Here is an 18,139-nt window from a genome sequence, read left to right as displayed (position 1 = left end):
AGCTCGCGCCCCCGCCCCGCCGTCGTCGCCGCTAGCGCTGGCCGCCAGCGGACCGCTAGCTCGTACGGCTAGTCCGGACCACTAGCTCGCACCGCTGGCTCGGACCGGACTCAGTACTGCACGCTCAGGCGCACGCCGCTGAAGGCGGTCGCCCCGTGCAGGCTGACGAACACGTAGCCGGTCGGCGGGTTGTTGACGGTCAGCGTTTCGGTGTTGCCGCTCGCGGTCGAACGATAGTTGTGCGCCGAGCGCGTGGCCCAGGCGCCCAGCGTGTTGACGTAGAGGTCGGCGTTGCCGATGCCGCCGGAGCTGGTGATGCGCAACTGCGTGGTGCCCTGCGGCACCTGCAGATACAGATACACGTAGCCGTCGGCCGAGGCGGCCAGATTGCTGCGCGAGCAGTTGCGGCCGAGCTCGCGCGTGTCCGCTCCGCCGCACTCCGGCAGGCTGCCTCCGCTGCTCACGGTGACGCTCCTGGCGAGCGTGGTGCGCGCGCCGCGATTGTCGGTCACGGTCAGCTGCACCGCATAGGTCCCGGCCGCGGCGTAGGTCTTGACCGGATTCGTGGCGGTCGAGCCGGTGCCGTCTCCGAAGTTCCATGCGCGCGCGACGATGCTGCCGTCGGCATCCGAGGAGCCGTCGGCGAAGCTCACCTTCAGGTCATCGACCTGTGTGGTGAACGCCGCCACCGGCGGGGTGTTCGCGGTGCCCCCAGTGACCGTCACCGACTTGCGGGTGGTCGCGGTCGCGCCGCGGTTGTCGGTGACCGTGAGCTGCACGGTGTAGGTGCCCGCGGCGGCGTAGGTCTTGCTCGGGTTCGTAGCGGTCGAACCGGTGCCGTCGCCGAAGCTCCATGCGCGCGAGGCGATGCTGCCGTCGGGGTCGGAGGACGAATCGCTGAAGCTCACCGTCAAGCCGTTCGCGGTGTGGCCGAACCCGGCCACCGGCGACTGGTTCGGCGTGCCGCCGCAACCGGGGCCGTCCGGCGTGGCGACGCAGGGCAGCCAGGCCCGGAAGGCCGCGTCGTTGTTGCTGCCGATGCTTCCCATGTAGGCGGCGTAGCCGGTGTAATTGCCGGGACGGAAGTAGCCCAGGATGCTGTTCACTTCGCTGCGGCGCTGCTCGAACATGAAACGCACCGCCAGATAGCCCCAGCGGTAGACCAGGTTCTGGCCGCTGTTGTAGTCGTTCTGGTAGACCCGGCTGAGCGCGTAGGTGCCGCGCGCGGCCTCGCCCTGCGCCGCGGTGTTGACCAGGTTGCGGTACGAGAACGACATGTATTCGGCGAAGCCCTCGACCCACCAGACGGTCTTTTGCTTCATCGCCGCGTTGAAGTCGCCGTACATGTTGAAGCGGCCGTCGAGGTAATGGATGTACTCGTGAGTCAGGTTCCAGATCTCGAAGGTCTGCGGGCGCATCCATTCGGCCTCGTAGGCGATGAAGCGCGCCTGGTTGCCGACGGTGGCCGGGTTGCCTTCCAGATACATGCCGCCGTTGTTGGTGTCGATGCCGAAGATCGCGCCCGCGTAGGTGCCGTAATCGGTGCTGCTGTCGAACACCACCATTTCCAGCGCCGCGTTCCGGTCGTCGGCGACCGGCACGCCGCCGGTGGCCAGGGCGCCATGGAAATAGGTTTCCTCGCCGGCCACGATCGCGCAGGTGTCGGCCAGCTGCGCGGCGGTCATCGCCTGCGCGCGCAGGCGCAGGGTCGGGCTGCAGGTGTGGCGGATCGGCAGGGCCGCCGCTTCGACCCGGGCGGTGAAATCGCACAGGCTGTAATAGCTGCAGTTGGCCTTGTCGTAGTAGTCGACCATTTCGCCGATGCCGACCCACAGGCGCGCGGTCGGTCCCGACACCGAGGAACGCTCGAGCAGGGTCTTGGCGCGGGCCTGGGCGATGCTCTTGACGTTGCCGGTGTACTGCAGGAAACGGCCGATCTCGCGGCCGGCGTTGGACACCAGGTAGTCGTCGGCCTGGCCCAGCATCGCGAAGTGCCTGTCGGCGAAGCTGTACATCGTCTCGACGACCGAGGGGTCGGCCTGCACCGCGGCGCGGAAGGCCGCATCCTGGTGGCCGCGGAAGGTCACGTTGTAGACGTTGTTGACCGCCACCTTCATCCAGAAATAGGCGTTGTAGCTGCTGTTGTAGCTGTCGAGCAGGCGCTTGACCACGTACAGGTAACGCGCGTTCTCGGTCGAGCTGTCGATCAGGGTGACGAACTCGGCCAGGGTTTCGCCGTGTTCGTCGTTGACCAGGCCGAAGTTCGGATTCGCGGCGAAGGCGTCGAGGGCCGGACGGATCGCGCTCTTCAACGGTGCGCCGTACGCGCCGACGCTGGTGTCGTAGAACTGCACGTAATAGCCGGCGCGCAGGTACATCACCAGTTGCAGGGTGCTGCCGGCGTTGCTGCCGTCGTAGTCGCGCGCCGATGCGGCCAGGGCATTGGCGATCGTCACCATCTGCGCTTCGCGGAAGGTGCCGTAGGCGGTGGTGCCGCTGAGGCCGAACAACTGGTTGATGCAGTCGGTGTCAGCGCTCTTGACCGCGGCGACCAGGGCATCGCCGCTGAGGCTGGCGAACTGGCTGGCGTCGCAGGCGGCCGCGGCCGCCTGCAGGCTGCGCGCGCTGAACTTGGCGAGCGAGGGCCGTTGCAGGATGTCGCGACGCGCATCGAAGCGGTCGTACTCGGTGTCGGCGCGTTCGCGCAGCATCGGCTGGTGGGGAAGGCGCAGCGAAGGCTCGGCGGCGCGGTCCTGTTGGTGCGCACCGAAGATCTGCCGTTCGGTCGCCGGCGATTTGCGCACCGCGGCGATGCGGGCGGCCGCGGTCTGCGCGCCGGTGCCGACGGCGAGATTCATGGCGAAGTCGGCGCGCGGCGACGGCGTGCCCGCGATCGCGCTCGACAGGGACGCCGGTACCGGGCTCGATGCGGCGGGGACGCCGTTCAAAGCGGCCCAGGGCAAGGCAAAGCTGAGAAAACTGGCGGCGGTGACGACGGCGCCAAGCATCAGGACCTGGGTGGTCCGCGGTTTGGGTGCAAAAGACATCGCATTCTCCTTTGATTGGACATCGGGCCCGATGCGGCGGCGTCGTGCGGCCTGGCGATCGGATCCGTGGTTCCGGACTGCGGAAAGTCATCGACGATCGAACGAGTGGATGAGGGCGGCTCTCCTTGCTCGGTTGGCTCGGTTGGCTCGGTGGTCGGGACGCGCGCATCGCGCACGTTCGTGGGGGACGGGAACGGCCGGCGGATCCAGGGCGGGCGGGCAGACGTCGCGAAGCTCGGCGCGCATTCGCGCGGCCCCTCCGGTCGGGCAGCCGGATTCGGCGGCGCAGGCCTTGGCCTGCCCCTTCGATCGGTCCCGAGTCTGTTCACCGGCGGCCCCCTGCCGTGCCGGTCACACGCCTGTCATGTCGCCAGGCTATTTTGTATACCGTATACGGTATCTAGTACCTTCAGCCGATTCCGTGACGCCAGTCCGTACAGTCGATTACCGGCTGCTCAGGACTGTGCGCGCCGACGAACGGCCTCGCCCACCGCCACGCGTCCGGCGTGCTCGCCGCATCCGCGCTCCTGCCGACCGATCCTCTGCACAGCGACGCCACGAGCGCGCTGCAGCGGTGCCCGGTTCGCCGCGGAGAGGCCGCGGGCGCCGGCGGTTGGGTAGACTGAACGCATGAGCATCGTCCCCCGTTCGTTGTCCGACCAAGCCTTCGAAGTGGTCCGCGAACGCATTCTGTCGACCCAGATTCCGCCGCTCGCGCCGATCCGCCAGGAACTGCTCGCCGAGGAGCTCGGCATCAGCAAGATCCCGCTGCGCGAAGCGCTCGGCCGGCTGGAACAGCAGGGCTTGTTGAGTTCGCACCCGAACCGCGGTTTCTTCGTCCCGGCGATGACCGCCGGCGAGGCCGAGGAAGTGTTCGCGCTGCGCCTGAAGATCGAGCCCGACGCCGCCGCGCATGCCTGCCTGGAAGCCGGCGAGGAGGCACGCAAGACCGCCGCGGCCGCGCTGGCCGCGTTGGAAACCGCCTCGAAGACCGACATCCACAACGCGGTGCGCTACAACCGCACCTTCCATCTGTCGCTGGTGCGGCCGGGCGGGCGGCATGTCACCACCCAGCTGGTCGAACGCCTGCAGGTGCTGGCCGAACGCTACGTGCGCAAGCACCTGGAGCCCGAAGGCCGCGAGGCCCGGGCCAGCAGCGAACACCACGAAATCCTCGACGCCTGGCTGGCGCGCGACTCCGCGCGCGTGGCCGACCTGCTGTGCGCCCACATCGTCTCGACCTTGAACGACCTGCGCCTGCAGTTGGAGCAAAGCGACAGCGCCGGCCTGGGCGGGCCGGCCGGCGGCAAGCGCGCGGGCCGCCCGCGCAAGTAAGGCCCGGGCCTTCCGCACGCAAACGCCGGGAGCCGGCGCGGCCGGCCGGCTCGACTCGGATCAGACCGATCGGTCAGCTCGTGCCGTGGTGCTTGCCCTGCCAGGGCTTGTACCAGTCGCGGATGCGGCGCATGTCGGCCTCCATGTCCTCGCCGAGGTGGAACGCCTCGCCGATGCCGATGATCTTGTCGGGGTAGTGGAAATACGCCGGCACCACCGGCACGTCGGCGGCCTTGGCGATCTTCCAGAACCCCGCCTTCCAGCGCTCGACCACCTTGCGCGTGCCTTCGGGGGCGAGGCCGAACCAGAAATGCTCCTGAGCGCGGATCATCGCCGCGGCCTGCTCGATCACGCCGTGCGCGGCGCTGCGGTTGACCGGGATCACCCCGAGCGAACGCAGCAGGCCGCCGAGCAGCGGCACCCGGAACAGCGAGTCCTTGCCGAGGACTTTCACGTCCAGGCCCATCGCCGCCTTCGCCGCGAACCCCCAGACGCCGTCCCAGTTCGAGGAATGCGGTGCGCCGATCAGCACCGCGCGCGGAATGTCGGGAAAGGCGCCGACCATGCGCCAGCCGCCGAGCCGCAGGATGGTGCGGCCGATCCATCGGGTGAAACGGTTGAAGCGCACTTGCGGCACGTTCGGCGGCAAGGTCAGGACGATGTCGTCGCGGGCTGGCTGCTGCATGCGGGCTCCGTCAGTCCCAATTGCTTTGCGAACGACCGCGCTTGGTCGAGCTGCGTTCGCGCTTGGCGCCGAGGCGGCGTTCCTTGGAAGCACGGCTGGGCTTCGTGGCGATGCGCGGCTTGGGCGCGCGCAGGCCGCTGTCGACGAAGGCGGCCAGGCGCTCGCGGGCGTCCTCGCGGTTGCGTTCCTGGGTGCGGAAACGCTGCGCGCTGATCACCAGCACGCCCTCGGTGGTGACGCGCCGGTCGCGCTTGCTCAGCAAGCGCTCGCGCACGGCCTCGGGCAACGACGGCGACTGCGCGATATCGAAGCGCAGTTCGACCGCAGTCGCGACCTTGTTTACGTTTTGCCCGCCCGGACCGGTCGAACGCACGAAGCGCTCGACCAATTCCTGTTCGGGAATCGTGATCGACAGATCCACCATGCTCTCCTCCGCCGGCGATTGTAGACCGGCGCGCGGTCGCGTCCATTACGCGGCATTGACGGCCCCCGGCGCGAGGCGCGGCTGCCGCCGGGCTTGACCGCGGCGGGCGGCTGTGGCGGCCAGCGTTGACGCGGCCGCGGGCGAGGCGGACCATGCCCGGACCGGTCCAAGGAGGAAGTCCGATGCAGCAGCGCCAGCCCCGCCCGCTCGCCGCAACCCCGCTCGCCGCGCTGATGTTCACCGCGCTGATGTTCGCCGCGATGTTCGCCGCCGCGCCGGCCCTGGCGCAAAGCGGCTACGTCGACCCGGCCAACGTCGACGCCATCGCCTCGCCGCGCGCGCAACGGCAGACCCTGCAGTCGGCCCAGGCGATGGCCGAGGCCGTGGTCGGGCGGCCGGCGAATGCGACCGACCAGGAAATCCTGCGCAAGTACGCCGGCGTGCAGAGCGGCTTCATGCAGCAGTTGCAGAACGCCGCCGGCGCCGCGAACCAACACGACGACGGCCGCGACGAGCGCCGCTACGACGACAGCCACTACGGCCGCGACGCCTACGGCAACGTCTACGACCGCGACGGTTTCGAGCGGAGCAACGGCGGCTTCAGTGCGTCCGAGCTGCAGGCGCTGACCGAGCTGTCGCGCACCCCGGAAGGCCGCCGCGTGCTGCAACAGATGGGGCAACAGGGTTACGGGGTCGGCGGCAACGGCTCGGGCACGCCCAAGCAGGTGTTGCGCGACGCCTTCCTGCAGGATCTGCTCAACGCCGCCTCCAACGCCGCCGCGCGCCCGGTCTACAGGCAGTACGAGCGCCGCCCCTGATCGCCCTGCGTTCGGGCGAAACCGATCGAATCCACCCTGCCGGCCGCACCGACGGCCGGCGCGCGCCCACGGACGATGCCGTCCCCCTTCAAGGAAGAACCCCATGATCCAGCTGTCCCGCGGCCTGTCCGTCGTGTTGCTGAGCGCCGCGCTGTGCGCGGCGCCGGCCTTCGCCGCCCGTCCGAGCGACGCGCAGATCGACCGGCTCATGCAGTCGATGAACTACGAGCGCATGAAGGGCGAGATGCTCAAGCAGATGCGCGAATCGGCCGAGATGATGGCCGAGGCCGAAGCCGGCGACCGGCTCGACGACAAGCAACGCGAAGCGCTCCAGCGCAGCCTGGCCCGGCAGATGAACGTGGTCGAACAGATGCTGGACTGGAAGGCGGTCGCGCCGATCTACCGCAAGGTCTACGGCGAAACCTTCGATGCCGCCGAAGTGCAGGCGATCATCGATTTCTACGGCAGCCCGGCCGGGCGCAGCATCATGGAAAAGATGCCGCAGGCGATGGGCCGGACCATGCAGGAAATGCAGCCGCTGATGAAAGGCATGTTCGAACGCATGCAGCGCGAGCTGCGCGACGAGGTCAAGGAGATCGTCGACGGAGACGACAAGGCGCCGCCTGCGCCGCCGTCGCCGCCCTCGCCGCCCTCGCCGCCGAGCAGCGGCGGCTCTGCGGCTGGCGGTTGAGGGCCTGTAATAAGACGGGGGCTTATCCGCTGGCCGTCCCCAGGTGGGAACCGCGTGCGCATCGGCGGCTAGCGGCTCAACCGGCCGGCGGGGTCTCGAACAGCGCCAGCGCCTTGGCGAACTCCCGGTCCGGCGGCGCCACCGCGACGATGCGTTCGCCGCTGAGCGGATGCAGGAAGGCCAGCCGCTGCGCGTGCAGCAACATGCGATGGATACCGAGCATGCGGAAGCTGCGGTTGTGGCGGCCGTCGCCGTGGCTGGTGTCGCCGATCAGGTGATGCGACAGATGCTTGAGGTGGCGGCGGATCTGGCGGAAACGCCCGGTCTGCGGCTGCGCCAACAGCAGGGCGTAGCGCGAGGTCTCGAAGCCCGCCGACGGCAGGGCCAGCTCGGTTCGTCCCAGGCAGCGGAAGCGGGTCAGCGCCGGCTTCTTGACCGGCTTGCCGGGGCCGCCGTCGAGCTCGTGATCGACCTCGAACGCGTCCTCGGCGGGCCAGCCGCGGCACACCGCCAGGTAATCCTTCTCGACCTCGCGCGACATCAGCACCTTGCCCAGGGTCGAGGCCGCTTCGCGTTCGAAGGCCAGCAACAGGCAGCCGCTGGTGGCCCGGTCTAGGCGATGAACCAGGAAGATCGGCCGGCCGAACTGCTCGCGCAGGCGGTCGGCGGCGAAGTCGGTCTCGCCGCGCGCGAGCGCGCTGTCGTGAACCATCAGCCCCGCCGGCTTGTCGATGACTGCGATCGTCTCGTCGGCGTACAACACCGGCAGGCCGGGGGCGGCTGTTTCCGCGCTCGGGCCGGCGTGTGAATCTGGGGTCGGAATGAACGTCGGGTTCATGGGGCCGCACGCAGGCGCTAGGGTGATCGGCCGCTATCTTCGTCTATTGCACCCGGCGCTCACAGAGCGCCCATGAAACATTCAGCACTCCCAGCGCCATCGAACAGCTCAGGACTCACATGCCCCACTACCGCGCCCGCCTCGCCCCGCTCGCCTCGCTCGCCCTCGTCCTCACGCTGGCCCTGCCGTCGGCCCGGGCCGAATCGCCGAAGCCGCCGGCCGGAGTCAGCGCCGGCCCCTGCGTCGAAGGCATCTGCGAGTACCGCCTGAGCAACGGCCTGCGCGTACTGCTGTTTCCCGACGCCAGCCAGCCCACGGTGACGGTCAACCTGATCTATGCGGTCGGCTCGCTGCAGGAAAACTACGGCGAGACCGGCATGGCCCACCTCCTCGAACACCTGCTGTTCAAGGGCACGCCGCGTCACCGCGACATCCCGGCCGAAATGAAGAAGCGCGGCATCGGCTTCAACGCCGAGACCTCGCTCGACCGCACCAACTACTTCGCCTCGTTCCCGGCCAACGACGCCACCCTGGACTGGCTGCTCGGCCTGGAAGCCGACCGCATGCTGCATTCCGACATCGCCCGCAAAGACCTCGACAGCGAAATGACCGTGGTCCGCAACGAGATGGAAAGCGGCGAGAACAGCCCGGTCGCGGCGCTGATGCAGCGCGTGCGCTCGACCGCCTACCTGTGGCACCACTACGGCAACAGCACCATCGGCGCGCGTAGCGACGTCGAGAACGTGCCGATCGAACGCCTGCAGGCCTATTACCGCGCCTGGTACCGGCCCGACAACGCCACCCTGGTGCTGGCCGGCCGGCTCGACCCCGCCGCGACCTTGAGCGCGGTCGCGCGCCACTTCGGTCCGCTGACCAAGCCATCCGGGCCGATGCGCAAGTTCTACACCCGCGACCCGGCCCAGGACGGCGAGCGCGAGGTCACCGTGCGCCGGGTCGGCGACATCCGCCTGCTGATGGCGGCTTACCACGTGCCCGCCGGCACTCATGCCGACGCGGCCGCGCTCGGCGTGCTCGACGAGGTGCTCGGCCACGTGCCGGGTGGCCGTCTGCACAAGGCCCTGGTCGAAAGCGGCCTGGCCGCGAGCGTCGGCGGCAGCAGCGAGCAGCGCCGGGACCCGGGTCTGTTCAGCGCGCTCGCCGCGGTGCCGAAGGACGGCGATGCGGCCAAGGCCGAGCAGGTGTTGCTCGCCCAGCTCGAACAGATCGAACGCCAGCCGGTCACCGCGGCCGAAGTCGAAGCGGCCAAGCAACGCCTGCGCAATGGCTTCGAACTGGCCTACACCAACGTCTCCGGCGTCGCGATGGGCCTGTCGGACGCGGTCGTCGCCGGCGACTGGCGTTTGTACTTCCACTACCGCGACGCACTCGAGAAGGTCGGCGCCGACGACGTCAACCGCGTCGCCCGCCGCTACCTGATCCCAAGCAACCGCACCCTCGGCCGCTTCGTCCCGACCGACGCACCGCAGCGGGTCGAGATTCCGGCCGCGCCGAGCGCCGCCACGGTGCTGCAGGGCTATACCGGCAAGACCGCGATCGAAGCCGGCGAACACTTCGACCCGACCCCGGCCAACATCCAGGCGCGCACCGAAACGATCGCGATCGACACCGGCGTCGGCAGCGGACTCAAGCTGGCTCTGTTGCCGAAGAAAACCCGCGGCGGCACCGTCACCGTCTCGGCCTCGTTCAATTTCGCCGACCTCGCCGCACTCAGGAACCGCGAAGTCGCCGGCAGCATCGCCGGCGCCCTGCTGATGCGCGGCAGCGAAGGCCTGACCCGCCAGCAGATCGACGAACGCTTCGAAGCGCTCAAGACCAGCGCGCGCATCAGCGGCAGCCTGCAGTCGGCGCGCATCGAGCTGACCACGCGCCGCGAGCAACTCGGCGAAGCGCTCGCGCTGGCAGCCAGGGTGCTGCGTACACCGACCTATCCGGAGCGGGAATTCGAGCAATACCGCCTGCAGGCGATCACTGGCCTGGAAGCCTCGCGCCAGGAACCCGGCAGCGTCGCCGGCATCGCCATGGCCCGGCATTTCGATCCCTGGCCGGCCGGGCATCCGTTGCATGCGATGGACCTGGACGAGTCGCTGGCGGCGCTCAAGGCGCTCAAGATCGACGACGTGCGCGCCTATCACCGCGACTTGTACGGCAGCGCCGAAGGCCAGATCAGCGTGGTCGGCGATTTCGATCCCGCCGCGCTGAAGCACCAGCTGCGCGAGCTGTTCGCCGACTGGCGCCCGAAGCACGCGTTCGTACCGATCGACACCCGCTACACCGCGGTCGCCGCCGAGCGCCGCCGCTTCGACACCCCGGACAAGCCCAACGGCGTGTTGCTGGCGCGCGCCAACCTGTCGCTGAAGGACACCGACCCGGACTTCCCGGCGCTGGTCGCGGCCAACTACATCCTCGGCGGCGGCACCATCAAGTCGCGCCTGGGCGACCGCATCCGCCAGCGGGACGGCCTGAGCTACGGGGTCGGCAGCGACCTCGACGCCGACAGCAGCCGCAGCGGCCGCGACGACGCCGGCAACTGGTCGATCGAAGCGATCGCCGCGCCGCAGAACCTGGACCGGGTCGAGCGTGCGATGCGCGAGGAACTCGCGCGCCTGATCGAGGACGGCGTCGGCGCCGACGAACTGCGCGATGCGGTCTCCGGCCTGCTGACCCAGCGCGAACAGGCCCGCGCCTCCGACCCGGCGATCGCCTCAGCGCTCGCCAGCAATCTGTTCTATGGCCGCAGCATGCAGTTCTCCGCCGATCTCGACGCGAAGTTCAAGGCGCTGACCGTCGACGCGGTCAACGCCGCGATCCGCAAGCACCTCAAGCCCGAACAGCTGAGCGTCTACACCGCCGGCGATTTCTCCGCGTCGGCCAAGCCGCCGGAGAGCAAGTAACGCGGAGCTACGGCCAGCAAGCAAGAGCACGGCAACGGCAAATCCCCCCGGGCCTGCCGCGCAGGCACAGCCCCCACTTAAAGGGGGCAACGGCGGATGTTGCCGTATCGGTAGCATCGTCCTGAATCGTAAGCCGAGCTAGACCGGCAACGGCAAAGCGAGCCGCCGCGGAATCCCAGCTTCTTGCCGTTGCCGTTGCCGTTGCCGTGCCATTGCCGCTGCTTTGGCTTGGCTGTGGCTGTGGCTGTGCGCCGATTCGCATTAGCGAAGGCAAACGAAGACCCGGAGGGCGGCCCGCAGGGATGCGGGCCGTTTTTCATCGGGACAGGGATGTCCCGTATGAAAAATCACCGCGTATGCATCGAACGCGCGGGCCTGTGATTCAGAACAAAGCAACTTCTTTGGTTACCTTTCTTTTGTTTTTTTAGACAAAAGAAAGTAACCCGCCGCTTTAGTGGCGGAAGCTTTGGGTTTGATCTTGATCCTGATCTCGTTCGAGTGAGCGATGCGCCGCAAGACCGTCACAACGATGTCGCGGCTTGCGCCGCTCCTACCCCTGGCGAAAGTGCGCCGCTTCGATGGATGGCATTAGCCATGGCGCCTCTGCGCGTCCGCGGTCGCGACTTACGTCGCTCCTACAGAGGTCTTACCGATGCGACGCGAGTTGAGACCTCACGGTCGCGGCTTGCGCCGCTCCTACCCTCGCGAAAGCCCGCCGCCTCGATGAGCAACATCAGCTCCAGCGCCCCTCCCCGTCCCACGGTCGCGACTCACTTCGCTCCTACAAAGGCGAAGCCTGCAACGCAACGCGGCGAATCCATCCCCCACAGAAGCGGCGCAAACCGCGACCACGCGACCACACGCGCCGGCACCACCAAGAAGAGCCTCGGCCTCGTGCAGCAACCAGCCAAGACACCCCCCCCCTCAACCCGAGCTCTTGCTCCGCGGCCACGCCGCCAGCAACGCCCACAGGCCGCCGAGACCGGCGATCCACGACGAGGCCGGGATCGACCAGAACCGCGGCCCGCCCGACTCCATGCCGTACAGCACCGCCGCGACCACCAGCAGGCCGGTGCCGAGGATCGCCGCGACCGTGCGCCGCACTGCGTCCTTGATCGTGCGGTTGAGCTCGGTGATGTCCTGCGAACGCATCTTGAGCTCGTGCTGGCCCGACACCTGCTGGTTGAGCCAGCTGTGCAGCAGGCGCGGCATTTCCGGCGCGCGCGTCACCAGCTCGGGCAGGCGCTTGCGGAACTCGCTCGCGAGGCGCTGCGGGCTGTAGCGCTCGAGCAGGATGCGCTGCAGCACCGGCCGCGCCACCGCCCAGATGTCGAGCCTGGGGTCGAGCAGGCGCCCGACGCCTTCGATGTTTAGCAGGGTCTTCTGCAGCAGGATCAGCTGCGGCTGCAGGGTCAGCTCGTAGCGCTGCGCGGTGCGGAACAGCTTCACCAGCACCTCGGCCAGCGAAATCTCGCTGAGCGGGCGGGTGAAGTACGGCTCGCAGACCGCGCGCGTGGCCGCTTCGAGTTCGTCGATGCGGATGTGCGGCGGAATCCAGCCGGCCTGCACGTGCAACTCGGCGATGCGCCGGTAGTCGCGGTTGAAGATCGCCATAAAATTCTCGGCGAGGTAGTACTGATCCTCGTCGGAAAGCTGGCCCATGATGCCGAAGTCCAGGGCGATGAAGCGCGGGTTGCTGCGCCGCGCCGGGTCGCTGTCGACCCAGATGTTGCCGGCGTGGGCGTCGGCATGGAAGAAATTGTCGCGGAACACCTGGGTGTAGAACACCCGCACACCCTTGGAGGCGAGCGCGCGCCGGTCGATGCCGGCGGCGTCGAGCGCGGCGATGTCGTCGGAGGGAATGCCGTATACGCGCTCGAGGGTCAGCGCGCGTTCGCCGGTGTGCGACCAGATCACTTCCGGCACGTACATATCGTCGCTGTCGGCCCAGAACCGGCGCAGCACGCTGGCGTTGGCGCCTTCGCGCTGCAGGTCCAGCTCGGCGGCGAGGGTGCTCTCGATCTCGGCGACGATCGCGCGCGGGCGGATCTTGTCGGCGCTCGGATGGGCGCGGTCGACCAGCGCGGCGAGCGCCTTGAGCAGGGCGATGTCGCCGGCGATCTTGCCCTCGATGTCGGGGCGCAACACCTTGACCACGACTTCGCGCGACGGCTTGCCGTCCTGCGCAGGCAACCTCGCCGCGTGCACCTGGGCGATCGAAGCCGAGGCCAGCGGTTCGATGTCGAACGACTCGAACGCCTCGCCGATGCGGCGTTCCAGCGCGTCCTCGACGATCTTGCGCGCGGTCTCGCCGTCGAACGGCGCGACCCGGTCCTGCAGCAGGGCCAATTCGATCGCGATGTCCGGCGGCACCAGGTCGCGGCGGGTCGAGAGGATCTGCCCGAACTTGACGAAGATCGGCCCGAGCTCCTGCAGCACCAGGCGCAGACGCGCGCCGCGCGACATCGCCGCGATCTCGTCGGAGGCGCGCGGCACGAACGGTCGCGCGAGCTTGAGCCAGCGTTCGGCCGGAGTGCCGTCGAGCAGGTCGTCGAGGCGATAGCGCAGCAGCACGCGGCCGATACGCCAGGCACGCACGGCCGACCTCATGCGCTGCGTCTCGCGCGGTCGCGCAGGCGCGTCACGCGCGCGGCGGCGCGCTCGACGTCGTCGCGCAGGCGGTCGACGTCGTCGTGGAAGGCGTTGAGTTCGTCGCGCGGGACCACGTCGCGCGACTCCTCGGTGACGTATTCGGCGAGGTTGCCGGCCAGCGCGCCGGCGGCGTCGCGGGCATGGCGCAGGGCGCCGGCGAGGGTGTTGGCGACCTGCACCCCGATCACCTCGCCGAACACTGCGGTGAAGGGTTGCTGCCAGTCCGGGTCGAAGCGTTCTGCCAGGCGCTGCAGGCGCCGCGCCAGGTCCGCGTCGCCCTCGATGCGCAGCTTGCCGACCGGCGCGGCGCGCTCGTCGGCCGCGCCCAGCAGGTTCGGCAACTGCGCCAGGATCGCGCCGAGGGTGCTGCGCACCGACAGGTCGGGTTCGTCGCTGGCGCGCACCGGCCCGACTTCGAGCCGTTCGCCGGCCACCAGGATGCGCAGGGCCAGCGGAGGCGACGCCAAGTGCAGGGCGACGCTGCGGCCATCGAGCGGGCGCAGCGCCTCGCGGGTGTCGGGATCGAGCGCGAGCGCGCGGTTCAACGCGGCTTCGAGCGCGCGGCCGGCCATCGGCTTGAGCGCATCCAGGGGCGAGGCGGTATCGGTCATGCCGCCATTCTAGCCGGCGCGCGCCGGCCGGCTGTTAGGAGGATGTCGAGGCCGCGCCGCCTTGGGCGTGGTGGGCGCGCACCCGCGCCAGGCCTTCGTCGAAGCCAACCTGGGGGACGTAGCCGAAGTCGCGCCGGGCCGGCGCCATGTCGTACCAGTGGGTGGTCGACAGTTGCTCGGCGAGGAAGCGCGTCATCGGCGGCTCGCCCTTGAGCGGCAGCAAGGTCCACAGCGCCTCGCAGACCGCGCCGATCGCATAGGCGGCGCGGAACGGCAGGGTCTTGTCGGCGGTCGGCGCACCGGCCGCGGCGAGCAGGCCGTTGACCGTCTCGCGCACCGTGCGCGGCTCGCCGTTACTGATGAAGTAGGCGCGGCCGGCGCAGGGCGCGCCCGGGGCCAGGTGCTCGAAGGCGTCGAAATGAGCCTGGGCGGCGTTGTCGATATAGGTCGTGTCGATGCGGTTTTGGCCGTCGCCGACGAAACGCAGGCGGCCTTGTTTGGCGCGCTCGACCAGACGCGGCAGCAATTGGTTGTCGCCCACGCCCCAGATCAGGCGCGGGCGCAGCGCGACTGTGGCCAGTTGCGGCCCGTTGGCGGCGAGCACGGCCTTCTCGGCGATCGTCTTGGTGGTCGCATAAGCGGCCTTGAAGCCTTCGCCGTAGGGCACGGTCTCGGCGGTGCCGCCTTCGACCGGATGGGTGGCGCGATGGGTCACGCTCGGGGTCGAGGTGTAGATCAGCTTGCCGATGCCGTGGGCGCGGCAGGCCGCGAGCACGTTCTCCGTGCCGACCACGTTGGCCTGGTGGTAGCTGTCGTAACTGCCCCAGGCGCCGGCCTTGGCGGCGTTGTGGAACACCGCCTCGCAGCCCTGCGCCGCATCGATCACCGCCTGGCGATCGGCGAGGTCGCCGCGCAGTTGGGTCACCCCGAGCGGTTCCAGCGCCGGATACAGGCCGCGGTTGAAGCTGACCACCTCATGCCCGCGCGCGACCAGGCCGCGGCACAGCGCCTGCCCGAGAAAACCACCGCCGCCGGTGACCAGAATCTTCATCGTCATCCATCCCTAAGTCGTGAGCGCAGCGCGTGGCCGCGGAACCCCTGCGCATCATAGGCTGCGCGCGCCGGACTGCGCCGTGCGCCGGCGCAGAAAGAGCCCCCCCCTGTCCGCTGCGCGGCCGTTCGCTCCCTTTATCGAAGGGCAACAGAAGGCGGCTGCGAAGCCACTGCGGGAGCGACAAGAGGCGCCCGCCCTCTCCTGGCTTTGAAAGGGGCTGGGGAATTGGCCTGTCGTGCAAGGCCGGAATATCGGCTCTGCCTGCCACGCCAAGTCTGCGTCGATCCGACGCAGCCCGCCTCAGCCCTTACGCGCCTGCGCCGCCAGATTCTCGCGGCCGATCTTGGCGTTGTGGCGGATGTCGACCGGAAACCCGGGGTGGAAGCGGATCCGTTCGATACCGGCGGTATGCGGATGCTGGGCGCCGATCGCGCGCAATTCTTCGGCGATGCGCTCGCACTCGGCGCGCGCGCTGCGCGGCTCGTGCAGCTCCACCCACAGCAAGGGCAACTGCGCGCCGGGCTCGCCGGTACCGACCAGGGCGGTGCGGCGCACCTTCGGGTGGGTGTTGAACACGGGCTCGACTTGCTCGGTGTAGAGCGGACCGCTCGCAGTTTCGACCCGGTGGCTCTTGCGTCCGCAGAACCACAGCCGGCCTTCGCCATCGAGATAACCCAGGTCGCCCATGCGGTGGACGATGCGGTCGAGTTCGCCGCGCACTTCGCGGATCTTGGCCAGCCGGGTGGCCGCATCGCGGCGGAAATAGCTGTCGGTCGCGGTCGGGCCGGCGACGGTGATCTCGCCGACCACGCCAGCCGGCAGCACCAACTCGTCGGACCAATGTTCGATCGCGGCATCGTCGATGCGGATGATCCGCACCTCGTTGCGCTCGACCGCGCGGCCCACGCAGGTGCCGGCGCCCTGCTCGGTCGCCGCACGCGTGGACTGCAGTTCGCGGCCTTCGATCACCGCCACCGGCAGGCATTCGGTGGCGCCGTACGGGGTCCAGAACTGGGCGTCGCGCGGCAGCAGCTCGCGCAGCGCCGCCACCGTTTCCGGCGGCACCGGCGCGCCGGCCGACGTCACCCGCCTCACCCCCGGCAGGGCCTGGCCATGCTTGGCCAGCACCGCCATCAACGCCGGCGAACCGAACAGCTGATCGACGCCGAACCGATGGATCGCGTCGATCAGCTTGACCGGGTCGGCCTGCGCCGGCCGGGTCGGGTCCATGTCGGGGATCACCGAGGTCAGGCCGAGCGCCGGATCGAACAGGGCGAACGGCGGGAAGGTCGGCAGGTCGACCCCGCCCGGGGCGATGCCGAAGGCCTCGCCCATCATTTCGATCTGGGCGACGAAGTGGCGATGACGGAACACGACGCCCTTGGGCACGCCGGTCGAGCCGCTGGTGAACACGATCGCGGCGACTTCGTCGGGACGGGTGTCGGCGAGTTGCGAGGGCGCGCCGGCGCCGTCGCGTTCGACGCGCGCCAGGGTGTCGTCGGCGAGGAAAGCGCGCTTGCCGGTGGTGATGCGGATGCTCGCCGACTTCGCCCAGCCGAGCACGACGCGGGCGACATGCGCCAGCGGAATGCCGATGAAGGCCTGCGGCTCGGCTTCGTCCAGGCATTGCCGCAAGGCGCGCTTGTCGATGCCCGGGTCGATCAGCACCGGCACCGCGCCGGCCTTGAACAGGGCGAACATCAACAGAAAGAATTCCGGCGACGGCCGCACCATCACCGCGGTGCGGGTGCCGCGCACGATGCCGCGTCGGGCCAGGCCGGCGGCGATCGCGTCGCTGCGGCGGTCGAGTTCGCCGTAGGTCAGCTCGATATCGTAGCTCGCCAGCCCGTCGCCGCGGCGCGTGCCCGGGCAACGCATCGCCACGCGCTCGGGCGACTGCGCCGCGCAGGCCGGCAACGCGGCGGCGATGTTGCAGGTGTCGCTGCGGCCAGCCGCCGTGCCTGCGTCGACGGCGTCCGTTGCGGCGAAGGCTTCCGAGTCGGGCGTCGTCATCGGCTCAGCTCAGCGGATGCCGGTCGAGGAAGGCGCGGATTTCCGGCACCAGCACCTCGGCCCGGTCTTCCAGCACGTAATGGCCGGCATCGTCGAAGGCGTGCACCTGCGCCTGCGGCAGCGCATCGGTGAAGCCCTTGAGGAAGTGATGGTCGAAGACGAAATCGCGCAGGCCCCAGCCGATGAAGGCCGGGCGGTCGGCGTACTCGGGCAGCTTGCGGCCCATCGCCTGCACCAGCGGCCAGGCCGGGTCGCCTTCGGCGAGCGGAATGTCCTGGACGAAGCGCGAGGTGGCGATGCGGTTGGCCCAGGAGTCGTACGGCGCCAGGTAGGCGCGGCGCACCTCGGCCGGCATCGGCTTGACCACGCCCATGCGCGCGGCGCCGCCGGCGAAGGCGTTGAAGCCGCGGATCAGGCCGGTGCCGATCGCCGAATCGCGGCCCAGGCGCAGGCGCTTGGGCAGCGGCTTGGCCGCCGGCAGCGGAAACGCGCCGGTGTTGGTGATGACCAGGCGCTTGATCTGCTCGGAATGCTTGAGCCCCCAACCGAAGCCGATGCCGCCGCCCCAGTCGTGCACGGCCAGGGTCATCGGCCCGGTCACGCCGAGGTGCTGCAACAGGCGTTCGACGTCGTCGACCCGCGACTGCAGGGTGTAGGCGTAATGCGGCCGCGCCGCCGGATCGTCGGAAGGCTTGTCCGACAGGCCCATGCCGACATGATCGGGGACGATGCAGCGATAGGCCTTGCCCGAATTCGGATCGCGCAAGGCCAGCACCAGCTTGCGCCAGTAATAGCTCCATGAGGGATTGCCGTGCAGCATCACCACGACCTCGCCATCGCGCGGGCCTTCGTCGAGATAGCTCATCCCGATTCCGGGACGGACCTCGAAACGCTGCGGCTGGAAGGGGTAGTCGGGGAAACTGCGGCTGGACGTCATCGGCGGCTCGTTGGCGGCACGCGAACGGGCGCGGACCTGGGCGGACAGGGCGACATTATCGGCTGCATCGGCCGGATGGGGAACGTTCCCGCAGAATCCACGGCAATTCGGCGGCAATTCGC

13 protein-coding genes are annotated in these 18,139 nt (G+C 69.3%); 4 read left to right on the top strand and 9 right to left on the bottom strand.

The features are described 5' to 3' along the window. Positions 1–110: 110 nt before the first annotated feature. On the bottom strand, positions 111–3,047 hold the full coding sequence (locus tag AC6CH2_RS21495) for a collagenase (RefSeq protein ID WP_498270998.1): 2,937 nt from the start codon (positions 3,045–3,047) through the stop codon (positions 111–113). A gap of 630 nt (positions 3,048–3,677) precedes the next feature. On the opposite strand from AC6CH2_RS21495, the gene AC6CH2_RS21490 reads away from it, so the two are divergent. Then, positions 3,678–4,382, top strand: a complete 705-nt coding sequence (locus AC6CH2_RS21490) for a GntR family transcriptional regulator (RefSeq protein WP_498270997.1) — start codon at positions 3,678–3,680, stop codon at positions 4,380–4,382. A 73-nt stretch (positions 4,383–4,455) separates the two neighbouring features. Here AC6CH2_RS21490 and AC6CH2_RS21485 read toward each other — a convergent pair whose 3' ends face one another. Further along, the gene (locus AC6CH2_RS21485) at positions 4,456–5,067 is read right to left on the bottom strand and encodes a 1-acyl-sn-glycerol-3-phosphate acyltransferase (protein WP_498270996.1); all 612 of its coding nucleotides are present in this window, start codon (positions 5,065–5,067) and stop codon (positions 4,456–4,458) included. A gap of 10 nt (positions 5,068–5,077) precedes the next feature. Then, on the bottom strand, positions 5,078–5,491 hold the full coding sequence (gene arfB / locus AC6CH2_RS21480; protein ID WP_498270995.1) for an alternative ribosome rescue aminoacyl-tRNA hydrolase ArfB: 414 nt from the start codon (positions 5,489–5,491) through the stop codon (positions 5,078–5,080). 182 nt (positions 5,492–5,673) lie between these two features. Here arfB and AC6CH2_RS21475 point away from each other — a divergent pair, with 182 nt between their 5' ends. Both AC6CH2_RS21475 and AC6CH2_RS21470 read left to right on the top strand, forming a co-directional pair. Continuing rightward, positions 5,674–6,309 carry a hypothetical protein gene (locus tag AC6CH2_RS21475; protein WP_498270994.1) on the top strand — a complete coding sequence of 212 codons (636 nt, stop codon included), beginning with the start codon at positions 5,674–5,676 and terminating at the stop codon, positions 6,307–6,309. A 103-nt stretch (positions 6,310–6,412) separates the two neighbouring features. Then, on the top strand, positions 6,413–7,000 hold the full coding sequence (locus AC6CH2_RS21470; RefSeq protein ID WP_498270993.1) for a DUF2059 domain-containing protein: 588 nt from the start codon (positions 6,413–6,415) through the stop codon (positions 6,998–7,000). Positions 7,001–7,076: 76 nt separating this feature from the next. On the opposite strand, the gene AC6CH2_RS21465 is transcribed toward AC6CH2_RS21470, so the two are convergent. Next, a complete protein-coding gene (locus AC6CH2_RS21465) occupies positions 7,077–7,838 on the bottom strand; it encodes a pseudouridine synthase (RefSeq protein WP_498270992.1) in 762 nt (253 codons plus the stop codon). A 119-nt stretch (positions 7,839–7,957) separates the two neighbouring features. Between AC6CH2_RS21465 and AC6CH2_RS21460 the strand changes: the two genes are divergently transcribed. After that, positions 7,958–10,750, top strand: a complete 2,793-nt coding sequence (locus AC6CH2_RS21460) for a M16 family metallopeptidase (RefSeq protein WP_498270991.1) — start codon at positions 7,958–7,960, stop codon at positions 10,748–10,750. 924 nt (positions 10,751–11,674) lie between these two features. Here the strand turns inward: AC6CH2_RS21460 and ubiB are convergent. From ubiB to AC6CH2_RS21435, 5 genes are all read right to left on the bottom strand, one after another. Next, positions 11,675–13,360: a ubiquinone biosynthesis regulatory protein kinase UbiB gene (ubiB, locus tag AC6CH2_RS21455; RefSeq protein ID WP_435395941.1), complete on the bottom strand. Its 1,686-nt coding sequence runs from the start codon at positions 13,358–13,360 to the stop codon at positions 11,675–11,677. Then, complete coding sequence (locus AC6CH2_RS21450) at positions 13,357–14,013, bottom strand: ubiquinone biosynthesis accessory factor UbiJ (protein WP_498270990.1); 657 nt, start codon at positions 14,011–14,013, stop codon at positions 13,357–13,359. Before AC6CH2_RS21450 ends, ubiB begins: the two co-directional genes overlap by 4 nt. 34 nt (positions 14,014–14,047) lie before the next feature. Further along, a complete protein-coding gene (gene oleD, locus AC6CH2_RS21445) occupies positions 14,048–15,064 on the bottom strand; it encodes a 2-alkyl-3-oxoalkanoate reductase (protein WP_498270989.1) in 1,017 nt (338 codons plus the stop codon). A gap of 303 nt (positions 15,065–15,367) precedes the next feature. Further along, positions 15,368–17,080: an olefin beta-lactone synthetase gene (gene oleC / locus AC6CH2_RS21440; RefSeq protein ID WP_498270988.1), complete on the bottom strand. Its 1,713-nt coding sequence runs from the start codon at positions 17,078–17,080 to the stop codon at positions 15,368–15,370. A 4-nt stretch (positions 17,081–17,084) separates the two neighbouring features. Beyond that, positions 17,085–18,017, bottom strand: coding sequence for an alpha/beta fold hydrolase (locus AC6CH2_RS21435; protein ID WP_498270987.1), 933 nt, complete (start codon positions 18,015–18,017; stop codon positions 17,085–17,087). Between the last annotated feature and the right edge of the window lie 122 nt (positions 18,018–18,139).

The organism is Lysobacter sp. GQ73 (assembly GCF_059758755.1).
Note: the sequence above shows the minus strand (reverse complement) of the source record. Positions and strands in the feature narration are given on the sequence as shown.

Bases quoted from the DNA above. Each gene is read 5' to 3' on its own strand.
- AC6CH2_RS21495 (WP_498270998.1), bottom strand. From the start codon at position 3,047: ATGTCTTTTGCACCCAAACCGCGGACCACCCAGGTCCTGATGCTTGGC.
- AC6CH2_RS21490 (WP_498270997.1), top strand. From the start codon at position 3,678: ATGAGCATCGTCCCCCGTTCGTTGTCCGACCAAGCCTTCGAAGTGGTC.
- AC6CH2_RS21485 (WP_498270996.1), bottom strand. From the start codon at position 5,067: ATGCAGCAGCCAGCCCGCGACGACATCGTCCTGACCTTGCCGCCGAAC.
- arfB (WP_498270995.1), bottom strand. From the start codon at position 5,491: ATGGTGGATCTGTCGATCACGATTCCCGAACAGGAATTGGTCGAGCGC.
- AC6CH2_RS21475 (WP_498270994.1), top strand. From the start codon at position 5,674: ATGCAGCAGCGCCAGCCCCGCCCGCTCGCCGCAACCCCGCTCGCCGCG.
- AC6CH2_RS21470 (WP_498270993.1), top strand. From the start codon at position 6,413: ATGATCCAGCTGTCCCGCGGCCTGTCCGTCGTGTTGCTGAGCGCCGCG.
- AC6CH2_RS21465 (WP_498270992.1), bottom strand. From the start codon at position 7,838: ATGAACCCGACGTTCATTCCGACCCCAGATTCACACGCCGGCCCGAGC.
- AC6CH2_RS21460 (WP_498270991.1), top strand. From the start codon at position 7,958: ATGCCCCACTACCGCGCCCGCCTCGCCCCGCTCGCCTCGCTCGCCCTC.
- ubiB (WP_435395941.1), bottom strand. From the start codon at position 13,360: ATGAGGTCGGCCGTGCGTGCCTGGCGTATCGGCCGCGTGCTGCTGCGC.
- AC6CH2_RS21450 (WP_498270990.1), bottom strand. From the start codon at position 14,013: ATGACCGATACCGCCTCGCCCCTGGATGCGCTCAAGCCGATGGCCGGC.
- oleD (WP_498270989.1), bottom strand. From the start codon at position 15,064: ATGAAGATTCTGGTCACCGGCGGCGGTGGTTTTCTCGGGCAGGCGCTG.
- oleC (WP_498270988.1), bottom strand. From the start codon at position 17,080: ATGACGACGCCCGACTCGGAAGCCTTCGCCGCAACGGACGCCGTCGAC.
- AC6CH2_RS21435 (WP_498270987.1), bottom strand. From the start codon at position 18,017: ATGACGTCCAGCCGCAGTTTCCCCGACTACCCCTTCCAGCCGCAGCGT.